The sequence below is a fragment of the Pseudomonas atagonensis genome, from assembly GCF_011369485.1.
GTDB classification, from domain to species: Bacteria; Pseudomonadota; Gammaproteobacteria; order Pseudomonadales; family Pseudomonadaceae; genus Aquipseudomonas; species Aquipseudomonas atagonensis.
Map to the genome: position 1 here is coordinate 1 of NZ_VXCA01000012.1, position 22,271 is coordinate 22,271.

Genomic DNA, 22,271 nt, shown 5'->3' on the forward strand with positions numbered 1-22,271 from the left:
AAGCCGCAGGCGGCGCCGCCCCACGCCAGTGGCGCAGGATCCAAGTGCGGCCCCCACGCATACCCCCAGCCGTAATTGCCCCACCACGGATACGCGCCACAGCCCCAGCCCATCGCCACCGTGCTGCCGCCCCAGCTCCAGCCGAAGCCGAAACCGAAGGTCCAGCCAGTCCAGGGCGTGTAACGAATGGCGACGCCAAACCCGTACGTCACGGGTGGCCCGTACCAGACACTGCCGACCCATGGCGTGTACGGATAACCGGTGCCGTACACCACAACCCCCGTCGCCGGATCCAGGTTCGAGCCTTGATAACCCGGCGTGTAGCCGACCACCACGGTATCGCCGCTGGCTTCATAGACTTTGACGTAAGTGAGGTAGTGCATCGGTGAACTCGGTGGAATCGAGTAGATCACTGCCGGTACGGAACTGGCGACGAGCCAAGGGCCGCCAACCGTGCTTGCGGTGAACCAGATGCCATTCTCCACCGCGTACCAACTGTCGTTGTCGACGCGAATGATTGGTGTGGCACTGTTGACCACGTATTGCAGCGGCGTGCTGTTGATGGCTTTGAGCTGCGGTTCGCCGTCGAACTGTGGCGCGGTCATTTTCACTGCGCTTTTCTTGATCGCCGAAGTCTGCGGGATCGTTGCGGCAATCGCCGCTTCTTTGGCTTGCGGGGTGCCGGCGACCGAGGCCTTGACGTTTTCTTTCGGACTCTCGTCAGGGATGTTGGCGAAGTCGGCCGGCAGCTTGTCTGCTGGCGTAAACGTCCAGGGGCCGTTCATGTCGCTGGCGCGGAACCAGCGGCCCGAGATCAGCACGTAGCTGTTCTGGTCGCCAATTTCCTTGAAAATGTGCCCGGTGGTATTGCTCACGTACAACAGGCCGGTGCCCTGAATCGGTGACCACTGCGCGGCGCCGTCGGTGACCAGCAGTTCGGTGGGCGTGGTGGCGATGAAAATCTTCGGCTGCGGTGGTTTGGCCAGGCTCGGTACCTTGTCTTTGGGATCACTTTGACCGGTCAGCAGATCCACTTGCCGGCTCTTGATCGCGGCTTGTTTGGCTTTCTCCAGATCGGCGGGCGGCGAGGGCAGGCGCTTGTAATCGCCGCTTAATTGGTCGGCGACCATCCAGCCGTCAAACACATGCAGGTAATGCTTGCCCTGGGCATCCTTGAGCAGCAAGGGGCGGGTGTTGATGACGCGTTGCAGCGCGGTGCCCTCGACCGGTCGATAAGCGGCGTCACCATCGATGTAGACCAGCAGCGCCGGAACATCGGAACTGATGATCGCAGGCGGGGTGTTTTCCAGTGGAGCACTGTCGGCTTTCTGTTCAGCCGAGAGCACGCCAACCGCGGCTTCCAGCTGATCGAGGGAAATGGTTTTCTTGCGATCGGCGGCGTCTTTCTGCAGCGTTGCGACCCAGGTGTCGGCCTGACTGGCATCGGCGGGGAAGTCGGCCTTGATGATTTTGTACTGATCGAGTGCGACCCAGCGCGTGGCCTTGTCGACCAGCGTGTGCGCACTGAACTGCACGATGCCATAGGTGGATTTGCCATCGGCACCGGTCGCTTCGACGGCCGCGCGGGCATTGAGCGTGTAACCGTCCCAGCTATCGAGTTGTGGCTGGTAGACCGTCAATTTGGCCTTGCCGCTGGTGATGACCTGTGGCCAGATCGGCTCGCTTGGGAGCGCGTCAGCCGCCGGGGTCGCCGGTGCCGCCCATGCGTTGCCGAAGGTCAGCAGAAGAACCATCAGCGTCACACACAACGAGCGCGGGTAAGACATTGTCAGCTCCATCGACAGGCCGGTTTCTAGAGGAATAACGGCTAAAGCGCGGCCGTCGAAAAAGCATAGTCGCCCACGATGGAATTACCCGGCAGATGAGTGGATTGGCGCAAAGTCGAGTGTGGCAATGTGTTGCGATGTGGTATTTCAAGGCACGAGATCCTGAAATCCATCGATGAGAGGCGGTCATGTTCAACGGTATTTTGATCAATAAAGACGACAGCGGTTATCGCGCCAACCTTCAACAGATCAACGAAGAACAACTGCCGGAAGGCGATGTGACAGTCAACGTCGCGTACAGCACATTGAATTTCAAGGACGGTCTGGCGATCACCGGCAGCAGCCCGGTGGTACGCAAATTTCCGATGGTGCCGGGGATCGACCTGGCGGGCACCGTCGAAGTCAGTAGCTACCCGGACTTTAAGGTCGGCGATCAGGTGCTGCTCAATGGCTGGGGCGTCGGGGAAAACCATTGGGGTGGCCTCGCGCAGAAAGCGCGACTCAATGGCGACTGGTTGATTGCGCTGCCCAAGGCTTTCACCCCGGCGCAAGCTATGGCCATTGGCACCGCTGGCTACACGGCGATGTTGTGCATTCTGGCGCTGGAGCGAAATGGCGTGACGCCGGAGCAGGGCGAAGTGCTGGTGACGGGCGCCAATGGCGGCGTCGGCAGTTTCGCCATCGCGCTGCTGAGCAAACTCGGCTATCAGGTGGTCGCCTCCACGGGCCGCGTATCCGAGCATGAGTATCTAAAGCAACTGGGCGCCGGCGAAATCATTGACCGTGCGACGTTGTCGGAGCCGGGCAAGCCGTTGACGAAAGAGCGTTGGGCGGCGGTGATCGATTCGGTCGGTAGTCACACGCTGGCCAACGCGTGCGCCAGTACCCGTTCAGAAGGCACCGTTGCGGCGTGCGGTCTGGCGCAGGGCATGGATTTCCCGGCATCGGTGGCGCCGTTCATTCTGCGCGGCGTGACGCTGGCCGGGATCAACAGCGTGACCCAACCCAAAGCGCGCCGACTTGAGGCGTGGGACCGGTTGGCCAACGATCTGGACTTCGGCTTGCTGTCGGTGATCAGTCACGAAATTGCCCTGAGCGAAGTCATCGAGGCGGCGCCGAAACTGCTCGCGGGACAGTTGCGCGGCAGGGTTGTCGTCGACGTCAATCGCTGACAAAGTAGGCGCCATCGCGGCTCTGCGGGGCCGCACTTCTCATATAAGGGAGCGGCATTTTCGATGGATTTGAAACGGCAGCAGATCGAATCATTTACGGTTTCGGGCTTGCGCGTACGCACGACCAACGACGCGGAACACAAACCCGAAAGCGCGAAAATCGGCCCGATGTGGGGTTCTTTTTTCAGTAAGGGTCTGGCCGACGAAATTCCCGGCAAGCAGAGCGGCTCGCCGGTTTACGGCGTGTATTCGAATTACGAGTCGGATGCGTCGGGCCGGTTCGATGTCACGGCCGGCGTCGCCGTCAGTCAGCCTCCTGCAGGTTTTGAATCTGTTGCCATCGATGGCGGCGACTACCTGGTCTTTGAAGCGCAAGGTGCAATGCCCGACGCAGTGATCTCGACATGGGGCACAGTCTGGAGCTTCTTCGAAGCCAATCCGCAGATCAAACGGCGATTCGCCACTGACTTCGAGGCCTACACCGGCCCCGAATCAGTGTCGGTTTACATCGGCGTCCATTAAGGCCGCGTTTCGCGCTCCAGCAACTGGCGTTTGCGCTCCACACCCCAGCGATAGCCGGAAAGATTGCCATCGCTGCGCACCACGCGGTGGCAGGGGATCGCCACCGCCAGTCGATTGGCACCGCACGCCTGGGCCACGGCGCGCATTGAGGTCGGGGCGCCGATGCGTTGCGCGATGTCGGCATAGCTGGCGGTGCTGCCCGACGGGATTTCCCGCAGCGCCTGCCAGACTCTTTCCTGAAACGCCGTGCCGCGCACGTCGAGCGGCAGATCAAGGCCGATGGCCGGCGCTTCGATAAACCCCACAACCTTGGCAATCAGCTGTTCGAACCCGGCATCGGCGCCAATCAGGTTCGCCTGGCGGAACTGATCCTGCAGGTCGCAGACCAGTTGGTGCGGATCGTCGCCCAACAGAATGGCGCAAACCCCGCGCTCGCTTTGTGCCACCAGAATTGCTCCCAGCGAACATTGACCGACAGCGAAGCGAATGTCGTTGTTCTTCCCGGACGCGCGATATTCGCCGGGCTTCATCCCTAACACCTGATCGGCTGACTCATAAAAGCGGCTGTTGGAGTTGAAGCCCGCGTCGTACAACGCTTCGGTGACTGAGCCGCCATCTGCCAGGCACTCACGCACCCGACGCGAGCGATGGGCCGCTGCGTAACCTTTTGGGGTCAACCCCGTCGCAGCCTTGAAGACTCGATGGAAATGAAATGAGCTCAGGCCCGCCGTTTGTGCCAGCTCATTGAGTGAGGGAAAGGTGTCGGCGGATTCGATCTGGCGACAGGCCTGTGCCACGGTCCTCGCATGCTGCGCGGCAACATCGCTCTGATCCTTGCTGGCTCGTTTGCTCGGCCGATATCCCGCCGCCTCGGCCTGTTCGGCGCTGTCGAAAAATTCGACATTCTGTGGTTTCGGCAACCGCGCAAGGCTGCTGGGGCGGCAGTAAATGCCCGTGGTTTTCACGGCGTAGACAAACGCACCATCCGCCCGCGCATCACGCGCGACGACAGCGGCCCAGCGTGGATCGTCTTCGATGTTGATCGTGGTCGAAAGCGTTTTCATGATGGGTATTCCGTTGGCCTGTTTGATTCAGGTTAACCAGCGTCGGCTGGTGCAACACTCCGGGCCTTGCGGTCAAATTTTTTCATTAGCCGGCCACGCGAAACGTCAGGTTGATCCGCTGTTCGCCCAGCCGTGGATGGCGGCCCTGTTTGATAGGTAAAACGCCGTGAAAGCGCAAGCGATCAGCGCCGCCCCAGATCACCATGTCGCCGTGCAGTAACGGGATTCGCTGGCTTCTGTCGCTTCGGGAGAAACCGCCGAACAGAAACATCGCCGGCAAACCGAGCGACAGGGAAACGATCGGCGCCGTGTAGGCGTTTTCGTCTTTGTCTTGATGCAATGACATCTTCGCGCCAGGGACATAGCGGTTGATCAGGCAGGAATCGGCGTGAAAGTCGGCAAACCCGGCTTGTTCGGCGGCGGCCCGCGCCAGTTTGGCAAACACCGATGGCATCTGTGGCCAGGGCAGGCCGTTGAGCGGGTCGACGCTCGAATAACGATAGCCGCTGCGATCGGTGATCCAGCCCAGTGGGCCGCAACTGCTGGTGCCCACCGACATGCTGAAACCGCCGGGCGTGACCATGTGGCGCAAAGGTGCTGCCGCAACAATGGTGTCCAGCGCCGGCAGTATTTGATCGATCAGCGGCAAGGCAAAGCCTCGCAACACCCACGATTGCTCGCCGATCTGTTCGGCGCGGGGTTGTTGCTCGGGTTCGTGGTCAGCGAACAGATCGAAAAGGCCTGGTTGCATGGTGCTCATAATGCGTCGTGAAAGATGATGCCCAGGGTATGCCGGTTTCCACTGTGCAGGCGACTGACGCCGTGACGCAGGGTGACCCGGTAGTCGCCACGCAAGCCTTTTACCGGTCGTTGGTTGACTGCAAAAATCACTGCGTCGCCTTTTTTCAGGTCGATGACTTGCGGGCGCGACTGCATTCTTGGGCGTTGTTCGGTGAGCACAAACTCACCGCCGGTGAAATCCTGCCCCGGTTCTGACAGAAGAATCGCCACTTGCAGCGGAAACACCCGTTCGCCGTACAGATCCTGATGCAGACAGTTGTAATCCTGCGGGCCGTATTGGAGCAACAGTGGCGTGGGGCGCAACTGCCCGGCGGCATGGCATTGCTGAAGAAATTCGCTGTGGCTTGGCGGAAAACGGGTGGGCAGGCTCATGCGCTCGAACCATTGATTGGCCAGCGGCACCAGCCGCGAATACATCGCGGTACGCAGGCGTTCGACCGGTGTTGGGAGCGGGTAGCGGAAGTATTTGTATTCGCCGCGACCGAAACCATGGCGGGCCATGATGACTTGCGAGCGAAAGGGTTCGGTCTGCGAATACAGATCGCTGAGACGATCACAGGTTTGCGCGGCCAACAGCGAGCGGATGATGGCGCATCCGTCCTGATCAAGTTGCTGCTGCAGACTCGCCCAGTCGAGCGCATCCAGACGGGAAGGGGACATCGACATGCTGACTCCTTGACTCAAGGTCGAGGCATTCAGTGTGGGCGGACCCCAGCGGCAGAACACTCCGCCGCTTGCGGTCGAATTCCTGCGGCCGGGTTACAACGCTTTGCTGACGGTAATTTCGCTGATCACATCAGTCGCGTCGTGGATCTTGGCCAGAGCATCCTTGGCCTCTTCCACGCTGTTGCTTTCCAGCTGTGCGAACTCGAAGCGCCGCTCACCGTTGAGTTTGTACTTGATGACGTATTTGGTCGTTTGGGCCACGGTCATGTTTACCTGTCTGAATGGGCGGAGTGTCTCAGCTGAGTTTGCTGCTGGAGCGACGGATGATTTTGATCGAATGCGTCAGGTTCGGCTTGCGGGTGACGCTGATCGGGCGACGGTTGACGGTGTCGATGGTGATGTTCCAGAAACCGGTGCTCGGCGCGGTGATGCGCGCAGGGAACGTATCGAAAGCGCCACCGTGATAGGTGTGGCGACCGCCATTTTTGAAGCTACGGAAGTTGGCGTCGTTCATCAGACGGATGTTGCAGGTTTGCGAGCATTGGATGACGACGATGTCGTCTTCGTTGAGGTGCTCGCGCTGGTGAATGAATTTCATGGGCGCCTCCAGATGGGCTTTTTCTACAAAATCAAAACGATAGCTTGTAATGGTGCGCAGTTTATCAGCCCGCACGGGTTATTATCCGGCCGTCGGGCACTGGTTTGACAATTTTGAACAGATATTCGCAAGTGGATGCGAGTTAAATGCAGAAGACCCCGGAGAAAAACGGCATTTGTGCTGTCGGACGGTCTTTAACGGAGATTTGGTATGAAGTGGGGTGTGGTGTGTGTTCTGCCGTTGGTTCTGGCGATGGGTGGTTGTGCGAACGTTTCCGAAATCAATGAAACGCTGCCGACCATGAGCGTGATCTCCGGCAAGAAGCCCCATGAGTACGCGCAATGCCTGTCAGACAAGCTGGCAGACAGTCGTGGCGCCCTGCAGATGCAGCCGCACAAGGACGGGGTTCGAGTGATCGTTCCGGGCAAGCTGTCCTCAGGCCCGGCTGCCGTGTTTGATATTGAAGATCGCTCGGGCGGTAGCAGCATCAAGCTGCATGAGCGCATGTCCAATGTGCCAGTCCGCCCCCGCGATGTACGTAACGCAGCCAATGCGTGTATTTCTGGCTGATAGACTGTTCAGTCATCAGCATCGATGCCGTCACAGTCATGCTGTGACGGCATTTTCATTTATGGAGTCGCGATGAAGCGAGAGCAAGTGCGGGAGCGCCACGTAGAGGGTCTGATCTCTGCCACCCATGTGATTCAGAACCCGGCGAATCCGGGGGAGTGGATTGTGTTTTTCAAGAAAAGCGCCGGTCGCAGTTATTTTCTGGTGGACGATAACGACGAGGTCGAATCCTTCAGCCGGCTCGACGACTTGATCGAGGTCGTGCGCGGGCTCGGGATCAAGTTTGCTGAAATTCACATGTAAGGCTTACTTGCAGACCACCACCACGCTGCGGTTTTTGTAGTTGCCAACATCGACGCCGAGGGTTTTGTCACTCTCTTTGGGGGCAGGCGTGCCATCGGTGCCAACGATGCGATAACCGGTGCCGGCACAGGAGGCATCGGCTTTTTCGTAGCAGGTGGCCCAGGAATTGGCCTCACCGGAGCAGTCGATACTCAGACCCTGTTCGCCGTTGTTCAGGTAAGTCGTTTTGGACGTAGCACAGCCGCTCAGTGCCAGTATCGCGATCAGCGGCAAGATTGTGTTCAGGTTCATAGTTGTCGTCTTCAGCGAGGGGGACTAGACGCTCTGACAGCGCCAGTGTGAAAAGGTTATAGCGTTTGGCCACTTGTTTGCGTTCAGGCACAAAAAAGCCCTGCGCGGGGCAGGGCTTGGGGCATGCGCAGGCGATCAGTCCTGATCTTTGCCACGGCGTTTCGCCGACGCCGGGGTGTCGGTGAACACCGATGCTACGTCAGTCGCCATCTGCTCGCTGTCGAAAGGCCCTGCGATGTGTTCGCCATTGGTAGTGGTCAGCGTCCATTTGCCGTCCTTTTTGTCGATCACATACCCGTTGACGATTTTAACTGCGGCCATCTATCTGTCTCGTTCGCTGGTTCAAAGGCGCCATGATACCGGCAAATGCTCGCATTGGGGGACGATGAGCGTATGGTGATCCCGTCAAACGGTATCTTTGAGCTACGCTGATTTCGCTGTCCGGATTCGCGGATGGAACTATCGGCGAGAATATTTCTCTATGTTGGCATCGGTTAGCCAGCGCGGGGCATTGTAAGGTGCACGCCGCCTGATTAGACTGCGCCGAAACTCGTACACACAGCCCTTTCAAGGACTTTTATGATCAAGAAATGCTTGTTCCCAGCAGCCGGTTACGGTACTCGCTTCCTGCCAGCGACTAAAGCCATGCCTAAAGAAATGCTGCCGGTGGTAAACAAGCCACTGATCCAGTACGGCGTTGAAGAAGCTCTGGACGCTGGCCTGACTGAAATCTCGATTGTGACCGGTCGTGGCAAGCGCGCTCTGGAAGACCACTTCGACATCAGCTACGAGCTGGAAAACCAGATCAAAGGCACCGACAAAGAGAAATACCTGGTCGGTATCCGCAAGCTGCTCGACGAGTGCTCGTTCTCCTACACCCGTCAGACCGAAATGAAAGGTCTGGGCCACGCAATCCTGACCGGTCGCCCGCTGATCGGTGACGAGCCGTTCGCCGTGGTGCTGGCGGACGACCTGTGCGTCAACCTCGAAGGCGACGGCGTACTGACCCAGATGGTCAAACTGTACAAGCAGTTCCGCTGCTCGATCATCGCCATCCAGGAAGTCGATCCACAGGAAACCAGCAAGTACGGTGTAATCGCTGGCGAGATGATCCGCGACGACATCTACCGCGTACACAGCATGGTCGAGAAGCCAAAGCCTGAAGATGCACCGTCGAACCTGGCGATCATCGGCCGTTACATCCTGACTCCGGATATCTTCGACCTGATCGAACAAACCGAGCCAGGCAAGGGCGGCGAAATCCAGATCACCGACGCCCTGATGAAACAGGCCCAGAACGGCTGCGTCATGGCCTACAAATTCAAAGGCAAACGTTTCGACTGCGGTGGTGCTGAAGGCTACATTGAGGCAACTAACTTCTGCTTCGAGAACTTCTACAAGACTGGCAAGGCTTACTAAGAGCGCTTGACCGTCTGAATGAAAAAGCCACCTTCGGGTGGCTTTTTCATTTTCTGCCCCGATATAAATGCCAGCGCTTGCCCAATGAAAGTCTGCGGGTATGCTGGTGGCCTGCCGAGGAGATAGAAATGGCCTACGATTTTGACCTTTATGTGATTGGTGCCGGTTCTGGCGGTGTGCGCGCAGCGCGGTTTGCCGCCGGTTTTGGCGCGAAGGTGGCGGTGGCTGAAAGCCGTTATTTGGGCGGTACCTGCGTCAACGTTGGTTGCGTTCCGAAAAAGCTGCTGGTCTACGGCGCGCATTTCGCCGAGGACTTCGAGCAGTCCGCAGGTTTCGGCTGGAGTCTGGGTGAAGCGAATTTCGATTGGGCGACGTTGATCGCCAACAAGGATCGCGAGATCAATCGCCTCAACGGCATTTACCGCAATCTGCTGGTCAACAGCGGCGTGACCCTGCATGAAGCCCACGCGAAGATTACTGGCCCGCATGAAGTTGAAGTGAATGGCGAGCGTTACACCGCGAAAAACATTCTGATCGCCACCGGTGGCTGGCCGCAGATTCCGGAGATTCCGGGGCGTGAACACGCGATCGGTTCAAATGAGGCGTTCTTCCTCAAAGAGCTGCCGAAACGCGTTCTGGTAGTCGGCGGCGGCTACATCGCGGTTGAATTCGCCGGGATTTTCCATGGTTTGGGTGCGAACACCACGCTGCTGTATCGCGGTGATTTGTTCCTGCGGGGCTTTGATGGCTCGGTGCGCAAGCACTTGCAGGAAGAACTGACCAAGCGCGGTCTGGATCTACAGTTCAACGCCGACATTGCGCGTATCGACAAGCAGGACGATGGCAGTCTGAAAGCCACGCTCAAGGATGGTCGCGAGCTGGAAGCAGATTGTGTGTTCTACGCCACCGGTCGTCGTCCGATGCTCGACAACCTCGGGCTGGAAAACACCGATGTGCAACTCACTGACAAAGGCTTCATCAAAGTCGACGAGCAATACCAGACCAGCGAGCCATCGATTCTGGCGCTGGGCGATGTGATTGGTCGCGTACAGTTGACGCCTGTAGCTCTCGCCGAAGGCATGGCGGTGTCACGACGCTTGTTCAAGCCAGAGCAATATCGTCCGGTGGATTACAAGATGATCCCGACGGCTGTGTTCAGTTTGCCGAACATCGGTACGGTCGGTCTGACCGAAGAGGAAGCGCGCGAAGCCGGTCACGACGTGGTGATCTTTGAAAGCCGCTTCCGGCCGATGAAGTTGACCCTGACCGAGTGTCAGGAAAAAACTCTGATGAAACTGGTGGTCGATGGCAAGACCGATAAAGTCCTCGGTTGCCACATGGTCGGCCCGGACGCCGGCGAGATCGTCCAGGGTCTCGCGATTGCGCTGAAGGCTGGCGCGACCAAGCGCGACTTCGACGACACAATCGGGGTGCACCCGACGGCCGCCGAAGAGTTTGTCACCATGCGTACACCGGTCGGCGCTTAAGCGTCTTTCGGTTTGGCCGAGTCTGGCGCTACCGCCGCGGTAGTTGCCAGACGCCGGCTCTCTTCCAGGCTCGCCTGAGCGTTGCTCAATTCCTTTTCCAGTGACTGATTCAGCAGCGCTTGCTCGTCGACGCTCTGTTTGAGTGTCTGGCTTTCCAGTGTTGCTACACGCAAACGTTCCTGGAGGAGGGTGCGTTCGCTGTCGACGCGAGTCGCTTGCTCAAGCAATTGATCCTGACGCTGATTGCTGTGTTTGAGCTGATCCTGTATCAAGCTCAGCTCGCGCTGGGTGCCACGGTTCTCCGTGAGCAGGCGTTCGTTGTCGCGGTGCAGTTGAGTGATCTCGTCCTGGCGTACCAGTGCACTTTGCTGCGCCTGACGCAGTTCTGCCTGAATCTGCTGCACTTGTGCTTCGTGGCGGCTCTGTTCCTGCTCGCGCTGTTCCTTGGTCGCGTTGCGGTAATGTTCCAGCGCATCGCGAGCGTGCAGGTGCTTCTCTTCCAGCGAGCGGATCTGCTCGTCCTTGTCCTGCAAGCGCAATTCAAAATCAGCCAGCGCCTGATTCAGTCCGGCATTGCGCGTCTGTTCGGTCTGCAGCATCGAGCGTGTGTTGCTCAGTGCTTCGGATTCTCGCTCCAGCGCGGCGCCTTGAATGTCGTGCTCATGTTCAAGCTTTTCCAGTGCCTGACGAATCTGCTTTAGCTCGGACTCCAGTGCTTCGCGCTGCTCCTCGAACTGCTCGCGCGCTTGCTCGATGGGCTCTTGCGCCTGTTCTTTCAAGCGCTGGGCGAGGCGAGAGACGAGGGCAGTCAGCTCATCGTCGATAGGTTCGGCCGAAGCCTCAAGGGGTTGAGCGCCGTCATCCAGCTCTTTCAGATAGCGATGGATCGTGGTTTTCGAGCCGGTGTTGCCCATTTCGATGCGTACTGCATCGATGCTCGGGTGTTCGCCACGAGCGAGGATCGCTGTACGCGCGATCTGCACCAGTGCTTTGGTAATGCCGCCACGGGCCATATGAACTCCTACGGTTTTGTACTGTGGTACATGCCACTAAGTACGGCAGTGTACCATGCTGAAAATAAAGTTAAATCTTTGAAATGAAAGGGACGGGATATACTGGTATTACCCAGTGTCAGACGGCAAAATGCTGATCTGCACCTCTGCATCAGTACGCCAGCGAGAAAACTGCCCATGAGCGATCTGAATCGCTATCTGCAAGCCGCCACCCGCGACAACACCCGCCGCAGCTATCGCGCAGCCATCGAGCATTTCGAAGTAAAGTGGGGCGGATTCCTGCCGGCGACTGCCGACAGCGTCGCGAGGTATCTGGTTGCGCACGCCGAAGAGCTTTCAATCAATACGTTGAAATTGCGCCTGTCGGCGTTGGCGCAGTGGCACAACAGTCAGGGCTTTGCCGACCCGACCAAGGCGCCGGTGGTGCGCAAAGTATTCAAAGGGATTCGCGCGCTGCATCCGGCGCAGGAGAAACAAGCCGAACCCTTGCAGTTGCAGGATCTGCAGCAAGTCATTGACTGGCTTGAGCATGAAGTGAAAATAGCGCGCGAGCAGCAGGACCGGCCGCTGCTGCTCAAGGCTTACCGTGATCGGGCATTGATTCTTCTGGGATTCTGGCGCGGCTTTCGCAGTGACGAATTGTGTCGTCTGCAGATCGAGCACGTACAAGCGCACGCCGGCAAAGGCATCACTCTGTATTTGCCACGCAGCAAGGGTGATCGGGAAAATCTCGGGCAGACCTATCAAGCCCCGGCGCTGCTCAAGCTCTGTCCAGTGCAAGCCTACATAGACTGGATCACCGAAGCAGCCTTGGTGCGCGGGCCGGTTTTTCGCAGTATTGATCGTTGGGGCAATCTGAACGAGGAGGGACTGCACGCCAACAGCATCATTCCACTTTTGCGCCAGGCGTTGCAGCGCGCCGGCATTGCTGCGCAAAACTACACGAGCCACTCCCTGCGTCGCGGTTTTGCCACGTGGGCGCACCAGAGTGGCTGGGATCTGAAATCGTTGATGAGTTACGTCGGCTGGAAGGACATGAAGTCAGCCATGCGCTATGTTGAGGCCAGCCCCTTTCAAGGGATGGCTCGGATTACGGATAACCCGGCTTCGTCGTAGATATCGTTTTCTTCTATTAATACAGTCAGCTAATAGCGAAAACAAATCAGCAGCATCAGGTTTGCCAATGAGCCATCCGTCGAGTGAGTGGGTAGGATTCACCCCATCAACTTCACAACCCCTGACGGAGAGTCATCAATGCCTATCATCAACAGCCAAGTAAAACCGTTCAAAGCTACCGCGTTCAAAAACGGCGACTTCGTTCAAGTCTCGGACGCTGACCTGAAAGGCAAGTGGTCGGTCGTATTCTTCTACCCAGCCGACTTCACCTTCGTTTGCCCAACCGAGCTGGAAGACCTGGCTGACAACTACGCTGCCTTCCAGAAACTGGGCGTAGAGATCTACAGCGTTTCCACCGACACCCACTTTGCCCACGCTGCCTGGCACAACACTTCGCCAGCCATCGGCAAAATCGAATACACCATGATCGGCGACCCGACCCACGTCATCTCCCGCAACTTCGACGTGCTGATCGAAGAAGCTGGCCTGGCTGACCGTGGCACCTTCGTGATCAACCCTGAAGGCCAGATCAAAATCGTTGAACTGAACGATGGCGGCGTTGGCCGTGACGCTTCCGAGCTGCTGCGCAAGATCAAGGCTGCTCAGTACGTTGCTGCTCACCCAGGCGAAGTTTGCCCAGCCAAGTGGAAAGAAGGCGAGGCCACTCTGGCGCCGTCCCTGGACCTGGTCGGCAAGATCTAAGTCTGTGACACGCACCTCAGGGCGGGACTCCGCACCTACTTAAGTACGCTGCACCGCCCAATAAAAACGCCCGGGCGAGATTCGCTCGGGCGTTTTTTTTCGCCTCAAATTTATTCAGGAGATCGCCCGTATGTTGGACGCCAATCTTAAAGCCCAGTTGAAATCGTACCTGGAACGGGTCACCCAGCCGATCGAGATCGTTGCATCCCTCGACGACGGTGCGAAATCCCGTGAAATGCTGGGACTGCTGAAAGACGTTGCCAGTCTTTCGAGCCAGATTACCCTGATCGACAGCGGCGATGATGCGCGCAAACCGTCGTTCTCGATCAATCGCCCCGGCGCTGACATCAGTCTGCGTTTCGCCGGCATTCCGATGGGCCACGAATTCACTTCGCTGGTGCTGGCCTTGCTGCAAGTCGGCGGTCACCCATCGAAAGCCAGCGTCGAAGTGATCGAGCAGATTCGCTCACTCAAAGGCGAGTTCAGCTTCGAGACTTACTTCTCGCTGTCCTGCCAGAACTGCCCGGACGTCGTCCAGGCGCTGAACCTGATGGCCGTGCTCAACCCGAACATCCGCCACGTCGCCATCGACGGCGCGTTGTTCCAGGACGAAGTCAACGATCGCAAGATCATGGCCGTGCCGAGCATCTACCTCAACGGTGAAAACTTCGGTCAGGGCCGCATGGGCCTGGAAGAAATTCTCGCCAAACTCGACACCGGCGCCATCGAGCGTCAGGCCGAGAAAATCAATGCCAAGCAAGCCTTTGACGTACTCGTCGTCGGCGGTGGTCCGGCCGGTGCATCGGCAGCGATCTATGCCGCACGTAAAGGCATCCGCACCGGTGTTGCAGCCGAGCGTTTCGGCGGTCAGGTGCTCGACACCATGGCCATCGAGAACTTCATTTCCGTGCAGGAAACCGAAGGCCCGAAACTGGCCACGGCGCTTGAAGAACACGTCAAACAGTACGACGTCGACATCATGAACCTGCAGCGCGCCGACAAGCTGATTCCCGGCAAGAACGGCGAGCTGCACGAAGTCCGTTTCGCCAGTGGCGCAACCCTCAAAGCGAAGAGCGTGATTCTGGCGACCGGTGCGCGCTGGCGTGAAATGAACGTGCCGGGCGAGCAGGAATACCGCAACAAAGGCGTGGCGTACTGCCCGCACTGCGACGGCCCACTCTTCAAAGGCAAGCGTGTGGCGGTGATTGGCGGCGGTAACTCCGGCGTTGAAGCGGCTATCGACCTGGCCGGTATCGTGTCCCAGGTGACGCTGCTGGAATTCGACGTGCAACTGCGTGCCGATGCCGTATTGCAGCGCAAACTGCACAGCCTGCCGAACGTGACCGTGATCACCAGCGCCCAGACCACCGAAGTCACCGGCAACGGTGAGAAGGTCAACGGCCTGCGCTACAAGGATCGCAACACTGACGAGTTGCGTACGGTCGAACTGGAAGGGATCTTTGTGCAGATTGGTCTGCTGCCGAACACCGACTGGCTCAAAGGCACCATCGAGCTGTCGCCTCGCGGCGAGATCATTGTCGATAACCGTGGCGAGACGTCGATCCCTGGCATCTTTGCGGCCGGCGACGTAACCACGGTGCCGTACAAGCAGATCGTGATCGCGGTGGGCGAGGGCGCCAAGGCATCCCTCAGCGCGTTCGATCACCTGATCCGTACGTCTGCTCCGGCGTAAACGTCAGGCCTGAAAACACAAAACCCCATGAGTGATCATGGGGTTTTTTAATGCCTGACACATTTTCGGAATGTCAGATGAAGTCAGTTACAGCGGCGCAGGCTGAATGATCTCGACCCAATAACCATCCGGATCCTTAATGAACGCCAGGCTTTTCATGCGGCCATCAGTCAGGCGTTTCTGGAAGTCGCAGCCCAGTTCTTCGAAGCGTGCGCAAGCCGCAACGATGTCCGGCACCGAAATGCAGATGTGGCCGAAGCCGCGCGGGTCGGTGTTGCCGTTGTGGTAAGCGAAGTCAGGGTCGTTTTCGGTGCCGTGGTTGTGGGTCAGTTCCAGGATGCCCGGAATCGACTTCATCCATTCGGTGCGCGCAGCAGCGTCGGCCGGGATCTGTGCCTTGTCGACCAAGGCGAGGAAGTACAGGCTGAATTCGGCTTCCGGAAAGTCGCGCTTTTCAACCAGCGAAAAACCCAGTACGCGGGTGTAGAAGTCCAGAGACTGGGTGATGTCCTTCACGCGCAGCATGGTGTGGTTGAACACAAAGTTCAGGGTTGCGCTGTCTGGTGTGGCGGTAACGCCGGGGAAAGTGTTCAGTTCGTGCAGGCTCATAGGCCCTCCGTAACAATGGGGCGAGTGAATGGACGCAATGATACGCATGCCTGTCGGCATCGCCAAACCCAATGCGCGGGCTTGCTCTGTGGGCGGGTGAGCCTCAGACTTTACGACTCAATCCGCGAGTGCGACCGGCAATGATCCGACTCTGTAAACCCCTGTTTGTTTTTTCTGGCTTGTGTCTTTTCGCCGCTGGCGTGCTGGCCGATGAGCCAGGCATCACCTGGCCGGCCGGTTGGGAGGTCGAACCGCTGAACAATAATGCACCGCAGGTTTCCCGTCAGCGCGCGGTCAAGACTGACGCCGATGGCAACCAGGTCATGGTGATGGAGTTGACCATGACTCAGGTTGAGGCCGGTCATCAGGTGAACTTGCAAGGCGTATTGCTGGAGATGCGCAAGTCCATTCAAAAAGACTTTTTCCAGGGCGGTTATCAGAGTGTCTGCAACAAAGTCCATGCGGCAAGGCTGGGTTCTTTGGAGGCGTTGGAGACCACGTGCACGATCACTGAAAATGGTCGTCATGTGTTATCGCAAACGCTGGTCGCGGCAGTCAAGGCTGATAAGGCTTATGTTCTTTCTTACGCCGGGCAGGCTGAGGCTTATAAAGCGAGCTCGGACGAAATAGTGGCAGCGAGAAACAGCTTGAAACTTTAGGCGGCTGTTCTTCTCACGACTCGATTAGATACCTGAACGGATTAAGCACAAAGTTTTACGTCGAGCCAAAACCGCAACATCAAGCAGCACAATGTTTAGGCTTGCGGCTGCGCGACGTTACAGATAATTCGCAACTTGTTCGATGAAATTCATTTCATTTGTTAGATATTGTCCAAAAAAAAGCCCTGCGTCAGCAGGGCTTTTGTGTTGCAACGAGATTAACCGCGCAACCAGGAATCAACGGTGGCTGCACCGTATTGTTCCTTCCAGGCTTTCAGGCCGCGGTGGTTGCCGCCCTTGGTTTCGATCAGTTCGCCGGTGTGCGGGTTCTGATAAACCTTGACCACGCGAGCGCGGCGGGTTTTAGGGGCTGCGGCGACCTGCAGGCCGGATTTTGCAGGGTTCGGATCGAGAATGGCGATGATGTCTTTCAGGCCTTTGCCGTAGGTTTTCATCAGCCCCTGGAGCTTTTCTTCGAATTCGATTTCTTTCTTGAGCCCGGCATCATTCTTCAGCGACTCCAGCTGCTTGAGCTGTTCCTGAAGGGCCTTTTCAGCTGCGCGAAATTCAGCGAGTCTGGACAATATCTTTACTCCAATAGTGTATTTGGCTGATACCAACCGCGAACAAAGCTTTAAGCCAAAAGCCTTGAAGCGACTCGGTGATAAATGGCTCACCTGCCAATCTTGCAACAGGTATGAAAAATTGTAGTAGTTAATGCGTCAGGAGTAAATCCTGACGTTTTCTGCATGTAACAGTCGTGGTGTTTTTGTATCAATTTGGTGCGTCTTGTCGGCGTATCAGGGTTAAATCCGTTTAGTTAATGATTACTTAATGCGTCAATGAAGTCCGCCGCCGGCATTGGCCGACCGAACAGATAGCCCTGCAGAAAGTTGACGTGATGTGCCGCCAGATAATCGGCTTGTTCTTGCGTCTCGACACCTTCGGCGACAATGCCCAAATCAAGCTTGGCCGAGAGTTCGATAATGCTGTCGAGGATATGCCGTGACAGCGCGTCGATACCGATCATGGCGACAAAACTTTGATCGATCTTGAGAAAGTCCACGTTGAATTTACGCAAGTAACCCAGGCTTGAGTGGCCAGTACCAAAGTCGTCGATGGCGATCTTCACGCCCAAGGCGTGCAGTTGTTCAAACAGTTGATGCGTGGTGTCGGTGGGCACGATCAGCTCACGCTCGGTCAACTCCAGCACCAGGCTGACACTGCCCGGCGCGAAAGCGGCGAGAAACTCGCGACAATCCTCTATCAGCTCAAGATCCTGGCAGTGGCTGGCAGTGATGTTGATGCCGATATGAAACGGCGCTGCAAAACCTGGGGACATGGGCGCGAGAAGGGCCGCTGTCTGTTGCATCAGCGCGCGGGTCATCGGCACGATCAATCCGGAGTGCTCGGCAAACGGGATAAACAAGTCCGGGCGAACCAGACCTTCCTTGGGATGATTCCAGCGCATCAGCACTTCCGCGCCAGACCATTGTCGACTGTCGCCGTGCACCACGGGTTGAAAGTAGGGAATGAACTCGCCAGCCTCCATCGCGCGCAGCATTTCATGAGTCGGTGACGTCGAGCGTTTCTGAATAACGTGGCCAATGGCGCCGGACACCACACCGAAAAACATCAGCAGACTGAACAGCGGCGGGTACTCGTCGCTCATGTACTCCCAGATTTCACCCTCGGGAAAACCGGCGGAAACACTGAACGCATAACGCGAAGAATTGAGCATGCTCTGCGCAACCGGCAATGCGGGCAGCGGCCCTTGATGCACAGTGCCATCGGCGGTCAGCCAATTGTCACCCACCTGCAAAAGCAGCAGGGTGTGTCGCCCGATCAGGCGCAAAACGTTGCTCAGGTGATAACCATCGAGAGTGGTCAGCGCACCGCCGCGACCTTCGCTGAGCCGGTACACCAGCAACGCCGTATTCGGTGTCACGGGGTTGCCGTTCATCAACCACAATTTGCCCTGATTGTAGTTTCCCGGGATGACCGCCTCGTTGTAGTCGCCGAACAGCGAGCTGCAGTAAAGATTGTTGTCCCACACCAGATTGGTCGAGCGCACGAATGGACGCTGTGTTACCTGTTCACGCAGGGCCAGTGTGGCCGAAGCGCAGGGTTGTCCGGCCAGTGGCAGCAGCTCTCGGGCAGACTGGGCGGTGTTGTCGAGCATCAACTCGAACTGGCGCAAGGCTTCTTCGGCGGTGTGCAGCGAACTTTGCTGCAGGGTGCGTTCGGCCTGCATGTACAGAATGACGCTGCCCAGCACGACCGGCAGCAAACCGCTGAGCAGCGTCACGATGATCCGGGTGCTGCGCTTGCGGCGGGGTCTGACGGTCAACGGCATGGGCGCATCCTGTCGCGAAGGAGTGAGGCTCTCAAACGCCCGCCTGGCAATGGCGCGCCGCTGAAAAAAACTTGAGCCAGTGGGGAGGATAGATGGCCGATGGCGCTTGTGCCGCTCATCGTTGAAACATCTTTGTGGCGAGCGCGATAAAAGCCAGTGTGGCAGGTGAAGACTGGCGCTGATCGAGCACGGCGAGGCCGACTTGACGCTTGACAGCCGGTGACAGCGGTTTCGTCACGTAATGAGCGTTTAGCGCCTGCGGCAATGAGCTTTGCGCCACCACGGTGATCGCGTCGCCACGGCTGACGGTGTCGAGTGTGCTGAGCAATTGCGAGCAGCGATAACGGATGTTCGGTTGCAGCCGCGCAGCGTTGAACAGTCGTGAAACCAGTTCCGAAGAACCGGCCTCGGTCAGCACGAACGGATCGACGCAAAGCTCCTGCAGGCTGACTTCGTTACGCGTGGCCAGAGGGTGTTGCGCGGGAAGCAGGGCGACCATCTGATCTTCAACCAAGGCAAACGTGTCGAAACGCTCTTCAGGCAACACCACGAAACCGATGTCGATCCGTCGCTCTTCCAGCCACAACAGCACTTGTCGATCCGGGCCTTCATCAACGTGCACTTCGATGCCTGGGTGTTCGGCGCGATAGCGCTGCAGGATTTTCGGCAACAGTTTGATCGACGATGTCGGGCCGAACGAACCGATGCGCAGCGTGCCGCTCTTCATGCCGCGCGCATCGGCTGCTTCCTGGCGCAGGGTGTTGGCCAGTCCGAGCATGGCCCGTGCGCGCAGCAGCAACTGCTCGCCAATGTCGCTGAGCTCAACCTGCGACTGATGCCGCCGCAGCAGTTCGACGCCGAGTTCCTGCTCAAGGGATTTCATCGCGTGTGACACGGCCGACTGTGAAATGCCCAAACGATGCGCGGCGAGGGTGAAGCCGCGCAGTTCGGCGACCAGCGAGAAAATCTCGAGCTGAGTGAGGGTCATGAGTATTTGCTCATTTTACGATGACTTGAAATGAGGTGAATGATACGCCATCCCCCAATTCTGCCGCCTGGAACGTTATGCGTATTTTCGAGCAAACCCACGCTACAACCTCAGATATGCCGGTTTATCTGACGCTCGCCGGAGTTACCATGATCTGGGGCGGCACCTTTGTCGCCGGGCGTTTCCTTGCCGGCAGCCTGACCCCGCTTTTCGCGGCCAGCCTGCGTTTCCTGTTGGCCAGCGCCGCGTTGCTGGTTTTCCTGTGGCTTGCACGGATTCCGTTGGCGCGACCGACACCGAGGCAATGGCTGCAACTGGCGTTGCTCGGGTTCTTCGGGATTTTCTTTTATAACCTGTGCTTCTTTTACGGCTTGCAATACATCAATGCCTCGCGGGCATCGCTGATCGTCGCGCTGAATCCGGCGGTGATCGGTGTGGTTTCATGGCTACTGTTCAAAGAGCGCCTGGGGAGGCTAAAAGTCGCGGGTATTGCGATCTGTATTGCCGGTGCCGGCCTGGTGATTGTCAGCCGAAATCCGCAACTGTTGGGCACCACGCCGGACGCCTGGAAGGGTGATTTGCTGATCCTCGGCTGCGTACTCGGCTGGGGCGTTTATTCGCTTTTTTCGCGTGGACTGAACCAGGCTCTCGGCCCGGTCCAGACCGTGACGTATTCGATCCTGATCGGTACGTTGATGCTCTGCACGCTGGCGGCGCTGCGTGGCGAAGTGAGCGGGGCGGCTCTGATGACGCTCGGCATCGCGCAATGGCTCAGCCTGATTTACCTCGGCGTGCTCGGCTCGGCGCTGGCTTACATTGGCTACTACGACGGCATCCGTAAAATCGGCGCGACGCGTTCGGGCGTGTTCATCGCGCTCAACCCGCTGACGGCAGTGATTCTTGGCGCGCTGCTGTTGGGCGAGCAACTGACACTGACGATGTGCGTGGGCGGCGCGCTGATCCTCGCGGGTATCTACCTGTGCAACAAACCCCTTGCGCCCACGGCCAAAAGGCGGATTTTATAGAGAGGGCAGACAACCCTATTTACGCTGTGTAGAATCGGGTTACGCATACAATAATAATCGTCTTCTGGCAGCAGAAGCCTCGCCCGCAAGAGCCTTGGGTCGACAATGAAGATATTCGGGTTTCAACTGATCTACGGTGACTTCCTCGCCCGCAGTGTGCGTGGCATCTCCTGTGCGCCACCCGGCGATCTCAGCATTACTGACAAATAACTCTGGTTAATTGATAAGAAATGATGAGGCGCCAACATGGCAGATTTATACGAAAACCCAATGGGCCTGATGGGCTTTGAATTCATCGAGCTCGCCTCGCCGGTTCCTGGCACCCTGGAGCCGATCTTCGAGATCATGGGCTTCACCAAAGTCGCGACCCACCGCTCCAAGAACGTGCACCTGTACCGTCAGGGCGCGATCAACCTGATCCTCAACAACGAACCGAACAGCGTCGCCTCGTACTTCGCGGCCGAGCATGGCCCGTCGGTGTGCGGCATGGCGTTCCGCGTCAAGGATTCGCAAAAAGCCTACAACCGCGCACTGGAACTCGGCGCCCAGCCGATTCACATCGAAACCGGCCCGATGGAGCTGAACCTGCCGGCGATCAAAGGCATTGGCGGCGCGCCGCTGTACCTGATCGACCGTTTCGGCGAAGGCAGCTCGATCTACGACATCGACTTCGTGTTCCTGGAAGGCGTTGACCGTAACCCGGTCGGTGCCGGCCTGAAGATCATCGACCACCTGACCCACAACGTGTATCGCGGTCGCATGGCCTACTGGGCGAACTTCTACGAGAAGCTGTTCAACTTCCGCGAAATCCGCTACTTCGACATCAAGGGCGAATACACCGGCCTGACGTCGAAAGCGATGACCGCGCCGGACGGCATGATCCGCATCCCGCTCAACGAAGAATCGTCCAAGGGCGCCGGCCAGATCGAAGAGTTCCTGATGCAGTTCAACGGCGAGGGCATCCAGCACGTCGCGTTCCTCACCGACGACCTGATCAAGACCTGGGATCAGCTGAAGAAAATCGGCATGCGCTTCATGACCGCGCCGCCGGACACCTATTACGAAATGCTCGAAGGCCGTTTGCCAAACCATGGCGAGCCGGTCGATCAACTGCAATCGCGCGGCATCCTGCTCGATGGTGCATCGGATAAAGAAGACAAGCGTCTGCTGCTGCAGATCTTCTCGGAAACCCTGATGGGCCCGGTGTTCTTCGAGTTCATTCAGCGCAAGGGTGACGACGGTTTCGGCGAAGGCAACTTCAAGGCACTGTTCGAATCGATCGAGCGTGACCAGGTGCGTCGTGGCGTACTCGCTACCGAGTAATTTGCTGCACCGCTAAAAACTGTGGGAGCGGGCTTGCCCGCGAAGGCGTCGGATCAGACAACCAATACGTTGAATGACCGATCGTTTTCGCGGGCAAGCCCGCTCCC

Annotated in this window: 25 protein-coding genes; 12 read left to right on the forward strand and 13 right to left on the reverse strand. The window is 57.9% G+C overall.

What is annotated here, in order from left to right:
• Positions 1 to 1,787, reverse strand: a 1,787-nt coding sequence (locus F2P67_RS08145; RefSeq protein WP_166219259.1) for an autotransporter, incomplete at its 3' end; no start/stop codon positions are given.
• A 188-nt stretch (positions 1,788 to 1,975) separates the two neighbouring features.
• Between F2P67_RS08145 and acuI the strand changes: the two genes are divergently transcribed.
• Positions 1,976 to 2,959: an acrylyl-CoA reductase (NADPH) gene (acuI, locus tag F2P67_RS08150; RefSeq protein ID WP_166219261.1), complete on the forward strand. Its 984-nt coding sequence runs from the start codon at positions 1,976 to 1,978 to the stop codon at positions 2,957 to 2,959.
• Between the two features lie 63 nt (positions 2,960 to 3,022).
• Positions 3,023 to 3,481, forward strand: a complete 459-nt coding sequence (locus F2P67_RS08155; protein WP_166219263.1) for a GyrI-like domain-containing protein — start codon at positions 3,023 to 3,025, stop codon at positions 3,479 to 3,481.
• On the opposite strand, the gene ada is transcribed toward F2P67_RS08155, so the two are convergent.
• The 5 genes from ada to F2P67_RS08180 form a co-directional block, all read right to left on the reverse strand.
• The gene (ada, locus tag F2P67_RS08160; protein ID WP_166219265.1) at positions 3,478 to 4,545 is read right to left on the reverse strand and encodes a bifunctional DNA-binding transcriptional regulator/O6-methylguanine-DNA methyltransferase Ada; all 1,068 of its coding nucleotides are present in this window, start codon (positions 4,543 to 4,545) and stop codon (positions 3,478 to 3,480) included. The two genes, F2P67_RS08155 and ada, sit on opposite strands and share 4 nt — an antisense overlap.
• Positions 4,546 to 4,630: 85 nt before the next feature.
• Complete coding sequence (alkB, locus tag F2P67_RS08165) at positions 4,631 to 5,296, reverse strand: DNA oxidative demethylase AlkB (RefSeq protein WP_166219679.1); 666 nt, start codon at positions 5,294 to 5,296, stop codon at positions 4,631 to 4,633.
• Between the two features lie 5 nt (positions 5,297 to 5,301).
• Positions 5,302 to 6,012 carry a 2OG-Fe(II) oxygenase gene (locus F2P67_RS08170; RefSeq protein ID WP_166219267.1) on the reverse strand — a complete coding sequence of 237 codons (711 nt, stop codon included), beginning with the start codon at positions 6,010 to 6,012 and terminating at the stop codon, positions 5,302 to 5,304.
• Between the two features lie 93 nt (positions 6,013 to 6,105).
• Positions 6,106 to 6,279, reverse strand: a complete 174-nt coding sequence (locus F2P67_RS08175) for a hypothetical protein (protein ID WP_166219257.1) — start codon at positions 6,277 to 6,279, stop codon at positions 6,106 to 6,108.
• Positions 6,280 to 6,307: 28 nt separating this feature from the next.
• Positions 6,308 to 6,610, reverse strand: a complete 303-nt coding sequence (locus tag F2P67_RS08180) for a DUF1883 domain-containing protein (protein ID WP_166219269.1) — start codon at positions 6,608 to 6,610, stop codon at positions 6,308 to 6,310.
• A 210-nt stretch (positions 6,611 to 6,820) separates the two neighbouring features.
• On the opposite strand from F2P67_RS08180, the gene F2P67_RS08185 reads away from it, so the two are divergent.
• Both F2P67_RS08185 and F2P67_RS08190 read left to right on the forward strand, forming a co-directional pair.
• Positions 6,821 to 7,180, forward strand: a complete 360-nt coding sequence (locus F2P67_RS08185; RefSeq protein WP_166219271.1) for a hypothetical protein — start codon at positions 6,821 to 6,823, stop codon at positions 7,178 to 7,180.
• A gap of 72 nt (positions 7,181 to 7,252) precedes the next feature.
• On the forward strand, positions 7,253 to 7,483 hold the full coding sequence (locus F2P67_RS08190; protein ID WP_166219273.1) for a hypothetical protein: 231 nt from the start codon (positions 7,253 to 7,255) through the stop codon (positions 7,481 to 7,483).
• A gap of 3 nt (positions 7,484 to 7,486) precedes the next feature.
• On the opposite strand, the gene F2P67_RS08195 is transcribed toward F2P67_RS08190, so the two are convergent.
• Positions 7,487 to 7,774, reverse strand: coding sequence for a hypothetical protein (locus F2P67_RS08195; RefSeq protein WP_166219275.1), 288 nt, complete (start codon positions 7,772 to 7,774; stop codon positions 7,487 to 7,489).
• 135 nt (positions 7,775 to 7,909) lie between these two features.
• Positions 7,910 to 8,095, reverse strand: coding sequence for a hypothetical protein (locus F2P67_RS08200; protein ID WP_008082671.1), 186 nt, complete (start codon positions 8,093 to 8,095; stop codon positions 7,910 to 7,912).
• 258 nt (positions 8,096 to 8,353) lie between these two features.
• Between F2P67_RS08200 and galU the strand changes: the two genes are divergently transcribed.
• On the forward strand, positions 8,354 to 9,193 hold the full coding sequence (gene galU / locus F2P67_RS08205) for a UTP--glucose-1-phosphate uridylyltransferase GalU (RefSeq protein WP_007912230.1): 840 nt from the start codon (positions 8,354 to 8,356) through the stop codon (positions 9,191 to 9,193).
• Positions 9,194 to 9,321: 128 nt separating this feature from the next.
• A complete protein-coding gene (gorA, locus tag F2P67_RS08210) occupies positions 9,322 to 10,680 on the forward strand; it encodes a glutathione-disulfide reductase (RefSeq protein WP_166219277.1) in 1,359 nt (452 codons plus the stop codon).
• Here the strand turns inward: gorA and F2P67_RS08215 are convergent.
• Complete coding sequence (locus F2P67_RS08215) at positions 10,677 to 11,693, reverse strand: DNA-binding protein (protein ID WP_166219279.1); 1,017 nt, start codon at positions 11,691 to 11,693, stop codon at positions 10,677 to 10,679. The two genes, gorA and F2P67_RS08215, sit on opposite strands and share 4 nt — an antisense overlap.
• A gap of 177 nt (positions 11,694 to 11,870) precedes the next feature.
• Here F2P67_RS08215 and F2P67_RS08220 point away from each other — a divergent pair, with 177 nt between their 5' ends.
• From F2P67_RS08220 to ahpF, 3 genes are all read left to right on the forward strand, one after another.
• Complete coding sequence (locus F2P67_RS08220; protein ID WP_166219281.1) at positions 11,871 to 12,809, forward strand: site-specific integrase; 939 nt, start codon at positions 11,871 to 11,873, stop codon at positions 12,807 to 12,809.
• Between the two features lie 138 nt (positions 12,810 to 12,947).
• Positions 12,948 to 13,511, forward strand: a complete 564-nt coding sequence (gene ahpC / locus F2P67_RS08225; protein ID WP_003224621.1) for an alkyl hydroperoxide reductase subunit C — start codon at positions 12,948 to 12,950, stop codon at positions 13,509 to 13,511.
• Between the two features lie 130 nt (positions 13,512 to 13,641).
• Positions 13,642 to 15,204 (forward strand): alkyl hydroperoxide reductase subunit F, encoded by a 1,563-nt coding sequence (gene ahpF / locus F2P67_RS08230; RefSeq protein WP_166219283.1) that lies wholly within the window; start codon positions 13,642 to 13,644, stop codon positions 15,202 to 15,204.
• An 87-nt stretch (positions 15,205 to 15,291) separates the two neighbouring features.
• Here ahpF and gloA read toward each other — a convergent pair whose 3' ends face one another.
• A complete protein-coding gene (gloA, locus tag F2P67_RS08235; protein WP_166219285.1) occupies positions 15,292 to 15,813 on the reverse strand; it encodes a lactoylglutathione lyase in 522 nt (173 codons plus the stop codon).
• 140 nt (positions 15,814 to 15,953) lie between these two features.
• On the opposite strand from gloA, the gene F2P67_RS08240 reads away from it, so the two are divergent.
• Positions 15,954 to 16,472, forward strand: a complete 519-nt coding sequence (locus F2P67_RS08240; protein WP_166219287.1) for a DUF4946 domain-containing protein — start codon at positions 15,954 to 15,956, stop codon at positions 16,470 to 16,472.
• A gap of 218 nt (positions 16,473 to 16,690) precedes the next feature.
• Here F2P67_RS08240 and F2P67_RS08245 read toward each other — a convergent pair whose 3' ends face one another.
• The 3 genes from F2P67_RS08245 to F2P67_RS08255 form a co-directional block, all read right to left on the reverse strand.
• Entirely contained in the window at positions 16,691 to 17,056 is a 366-nt protein-coding gene (locus tag F2P67_RS08245) for a histone-like nucleoid-structuring protein, MvaT/MvaU family (RefSeq protein ID WP_166219289.1), read from the reverse strand.
• Positions 17,057 to 17,292: 236 nt separating this feature from the next.
• Positions 17,293 to 18,828 (reverse strand): EAL domain-containing protein, encoded by a 1,536-nt coding sequence (locus F2P67_RS08250; RefSeq protein WP_166219291.1) that lies wholly within the window; start codon positions 18,826 to 18,828, stop codon positions 17,293 to 17,295.
• Positions 18,829 to 18,943: 115 nt separating this feature from the next.
• A complete protein-coding gene (locus tag F2P67_RS08255; RefSeq protein WP_166219293.1) occupies positions 18,944 to 19,816 on the reverse strand; it encodes a LysR family transcriptional regulator in 873 nt (290 codons plus the stop codon).
• Between the two features lie 77 nt (positions 19,817 to 19,893).
• Here F2P67_RS08255 and F2P67_RS08260 point away from each other — a divergent pair, with 77 nt between their 5' ends.
• Both F2P67_RS08260 and hppD read left to right on the forward strand, forming a co-directional pair.
• Positions 19,894 to 20,841, forward strand: coding sequence for a DMT family transporter (locus F2P67_RS08260; RefSeq protein ID WP_166219295.1), 948 nt, complete (start codon positions 19,894 to 19,896; stop codon positions 20,839 to 20,841).
• Positions 20,842 to 21,087: 246 nt separating this feature from the next.
• Positions 21,088 to 22,164 carry a 4-hydroxyphenylpyruvate dioxygenase gene (hppD, locus tag F2P67_RS08265; RefSeq protein ID WP_166219297.1) on the forward strand — a complete coding sequence of 359 codons (1,077 nt, stop codon included), beginning with the start codon at positions 21,088 to 21,090 and terminating at the stop codon, positions 22,162 to 22,164.
• Positions 22,165 to 22,271 lie beyond the last annotated feature (107 nt).

Coding starts and splice junctions, on each gene's coding strand:
- F2P67_RS08220 (WP_166219281.1), top strand. CDS start 11,871: ATGAGCGATCTGAATCGCTATCTGCAAGCCGCCACCCGCGACAACACC.
- F2P67_RS08200 (WP_008082671.1), bottom strand. CDS start 8,095: ATGGCCGCAGTTAAAATCGTCAACGGGTATGTGATCGACAAAAAGGAC.
- F2P67_RS08250 (WP_166219291.1), bottom strand. CDS start 18,828: ATGCCGTTGACCGTCAGACCCCGCCGCAAGCGCAGCACCCGGATCATC.
- F2P67_RS08240 (WP_166219287.1), top strand. CDS start 15,954: ATGATCCGACTCTGTAAACCCCTGTTTGTTTTTTCTGGCTTGTGTCTT.
- F2P67_RS08180 (WP_166219269.1), bottom strand. CDS start 6,610: ATGAAATTCATTCACCAGCGCGAGCACCTCAACGAAGACGACATCGTC.
- F2P67_RS08190 (WP_166219273.1), top strand. CDS start 7,253: ATGAAGCGAGAGCAAGTGCGGGAGCGCCACGTAGAGGGTCTGATCTCT.
- F2P67_RS08260 (WP_166219295.1), top strand. CDS start 19,894: ATGCGTATTTTCGAGCAAACCCACGCTACAACCTCAGATATGCCGGTT.
- hppD (WP_166219297.1), top strand. CDS start 21,088: ATGGCAGATTTATACGAAAACCCAATGGGCCTGATGGGCTTTGAATTC.
- alkB (WP_166219679.1), bottom strand. CDS start 5,296: ATGCAACCAGGCCTTTTCGATCTGTTCGCTGACCACGAACCCGAGCAA.
- F2P67_RS08195 (WP_166219275.1), bottom strand. CDS start 7,774: ATGAACCTGAACACAATCTTGCCGCTGATCGCGATACTGGCACTGAGC.
- gloA (WP_166219285.1), bottom strand. CDS start 15,813: ATGAGCCTGCACGAACTGAACACTTTCCCCGGCGTTACCGCCACACCA.
- F2P67_RS08155 (WP_166219263.1), top strand. CDS start 3,023: ATGGATTTGAAACGGCAGCAGATCGAATCATTTACGGTTTCGGGCTTG.
- F2P67_RS08170 (WP_166219267.1), bottom strand. CDS start 6,012: ATGTCGATGTCCCCTTCCCGTCTGGATGCGCTCGACTGGGCGAGTCTG.
- ahpC (WP_003224621.1), top strand. CDS start 12,948: ATGCCTATCATCAACAGCCAAGTAAAACCGTTCAAAGCTACCGCGTTC.
- gorA (WP_166219277.1), top strand. CDS start 9,322: ATGGCCTACGATTTTGACCTTTATGTGATTGGTGCCGGTTCTGGCGGT.
- F2P67_RS08185 (WP_166219271.1), top strand. CDS start 6,821: ATGAAGTGGGGTGTGGTGTGTGTTCTGCCGTTGGTTCTGGCGATGGGT.
- acuI (WP_166219261.1), top strand. CDS start 1,976: ATGTTCAACGGTATTTTGATCAATAAAGACGACAGCGGTTATCGCGCC.
- galU (WP_007912230.1), top strand. CDS start 8,354: ATGATCAAGAAATGCTTGTTCCCAGCAGCCGGTTACGGTACTCGCTTC.
- F2P67_RS08175 (WP_166219257.1), bottom strand. CDS start 6,279: ATGACCGTGGCCCAAACGACCAAATACGTCATCAAGTACAAACTCAAC.
- ahpF (WP_166219283.1), top strand. CDS start 13,642: ATGTTGGACGCCAATCTTAAAGCCCAGTTGAAATCGTACCTGGAACGG.
- F2P67_RS08255 (WP_166219293.1), bottom strand. CDS start 19,816: ATGACCCTCACTCAGCTCGAGATTTTCTCGCTGGTCGCCGAACTGCGC.
- ada (WP_166219265.1), bottom strand. CDS start 4,545: ATGAAAACGCTTTCGACCACGATCAACATCGAAGACGATCCACGCTGG.
- F2P67_RS08215 (WP_166219279.1), bottom strand. CDS start 11,693: ATGGCCCGTGGCGGCATTACCAAAGCACTGGTGCAGATCGCGCGTACA.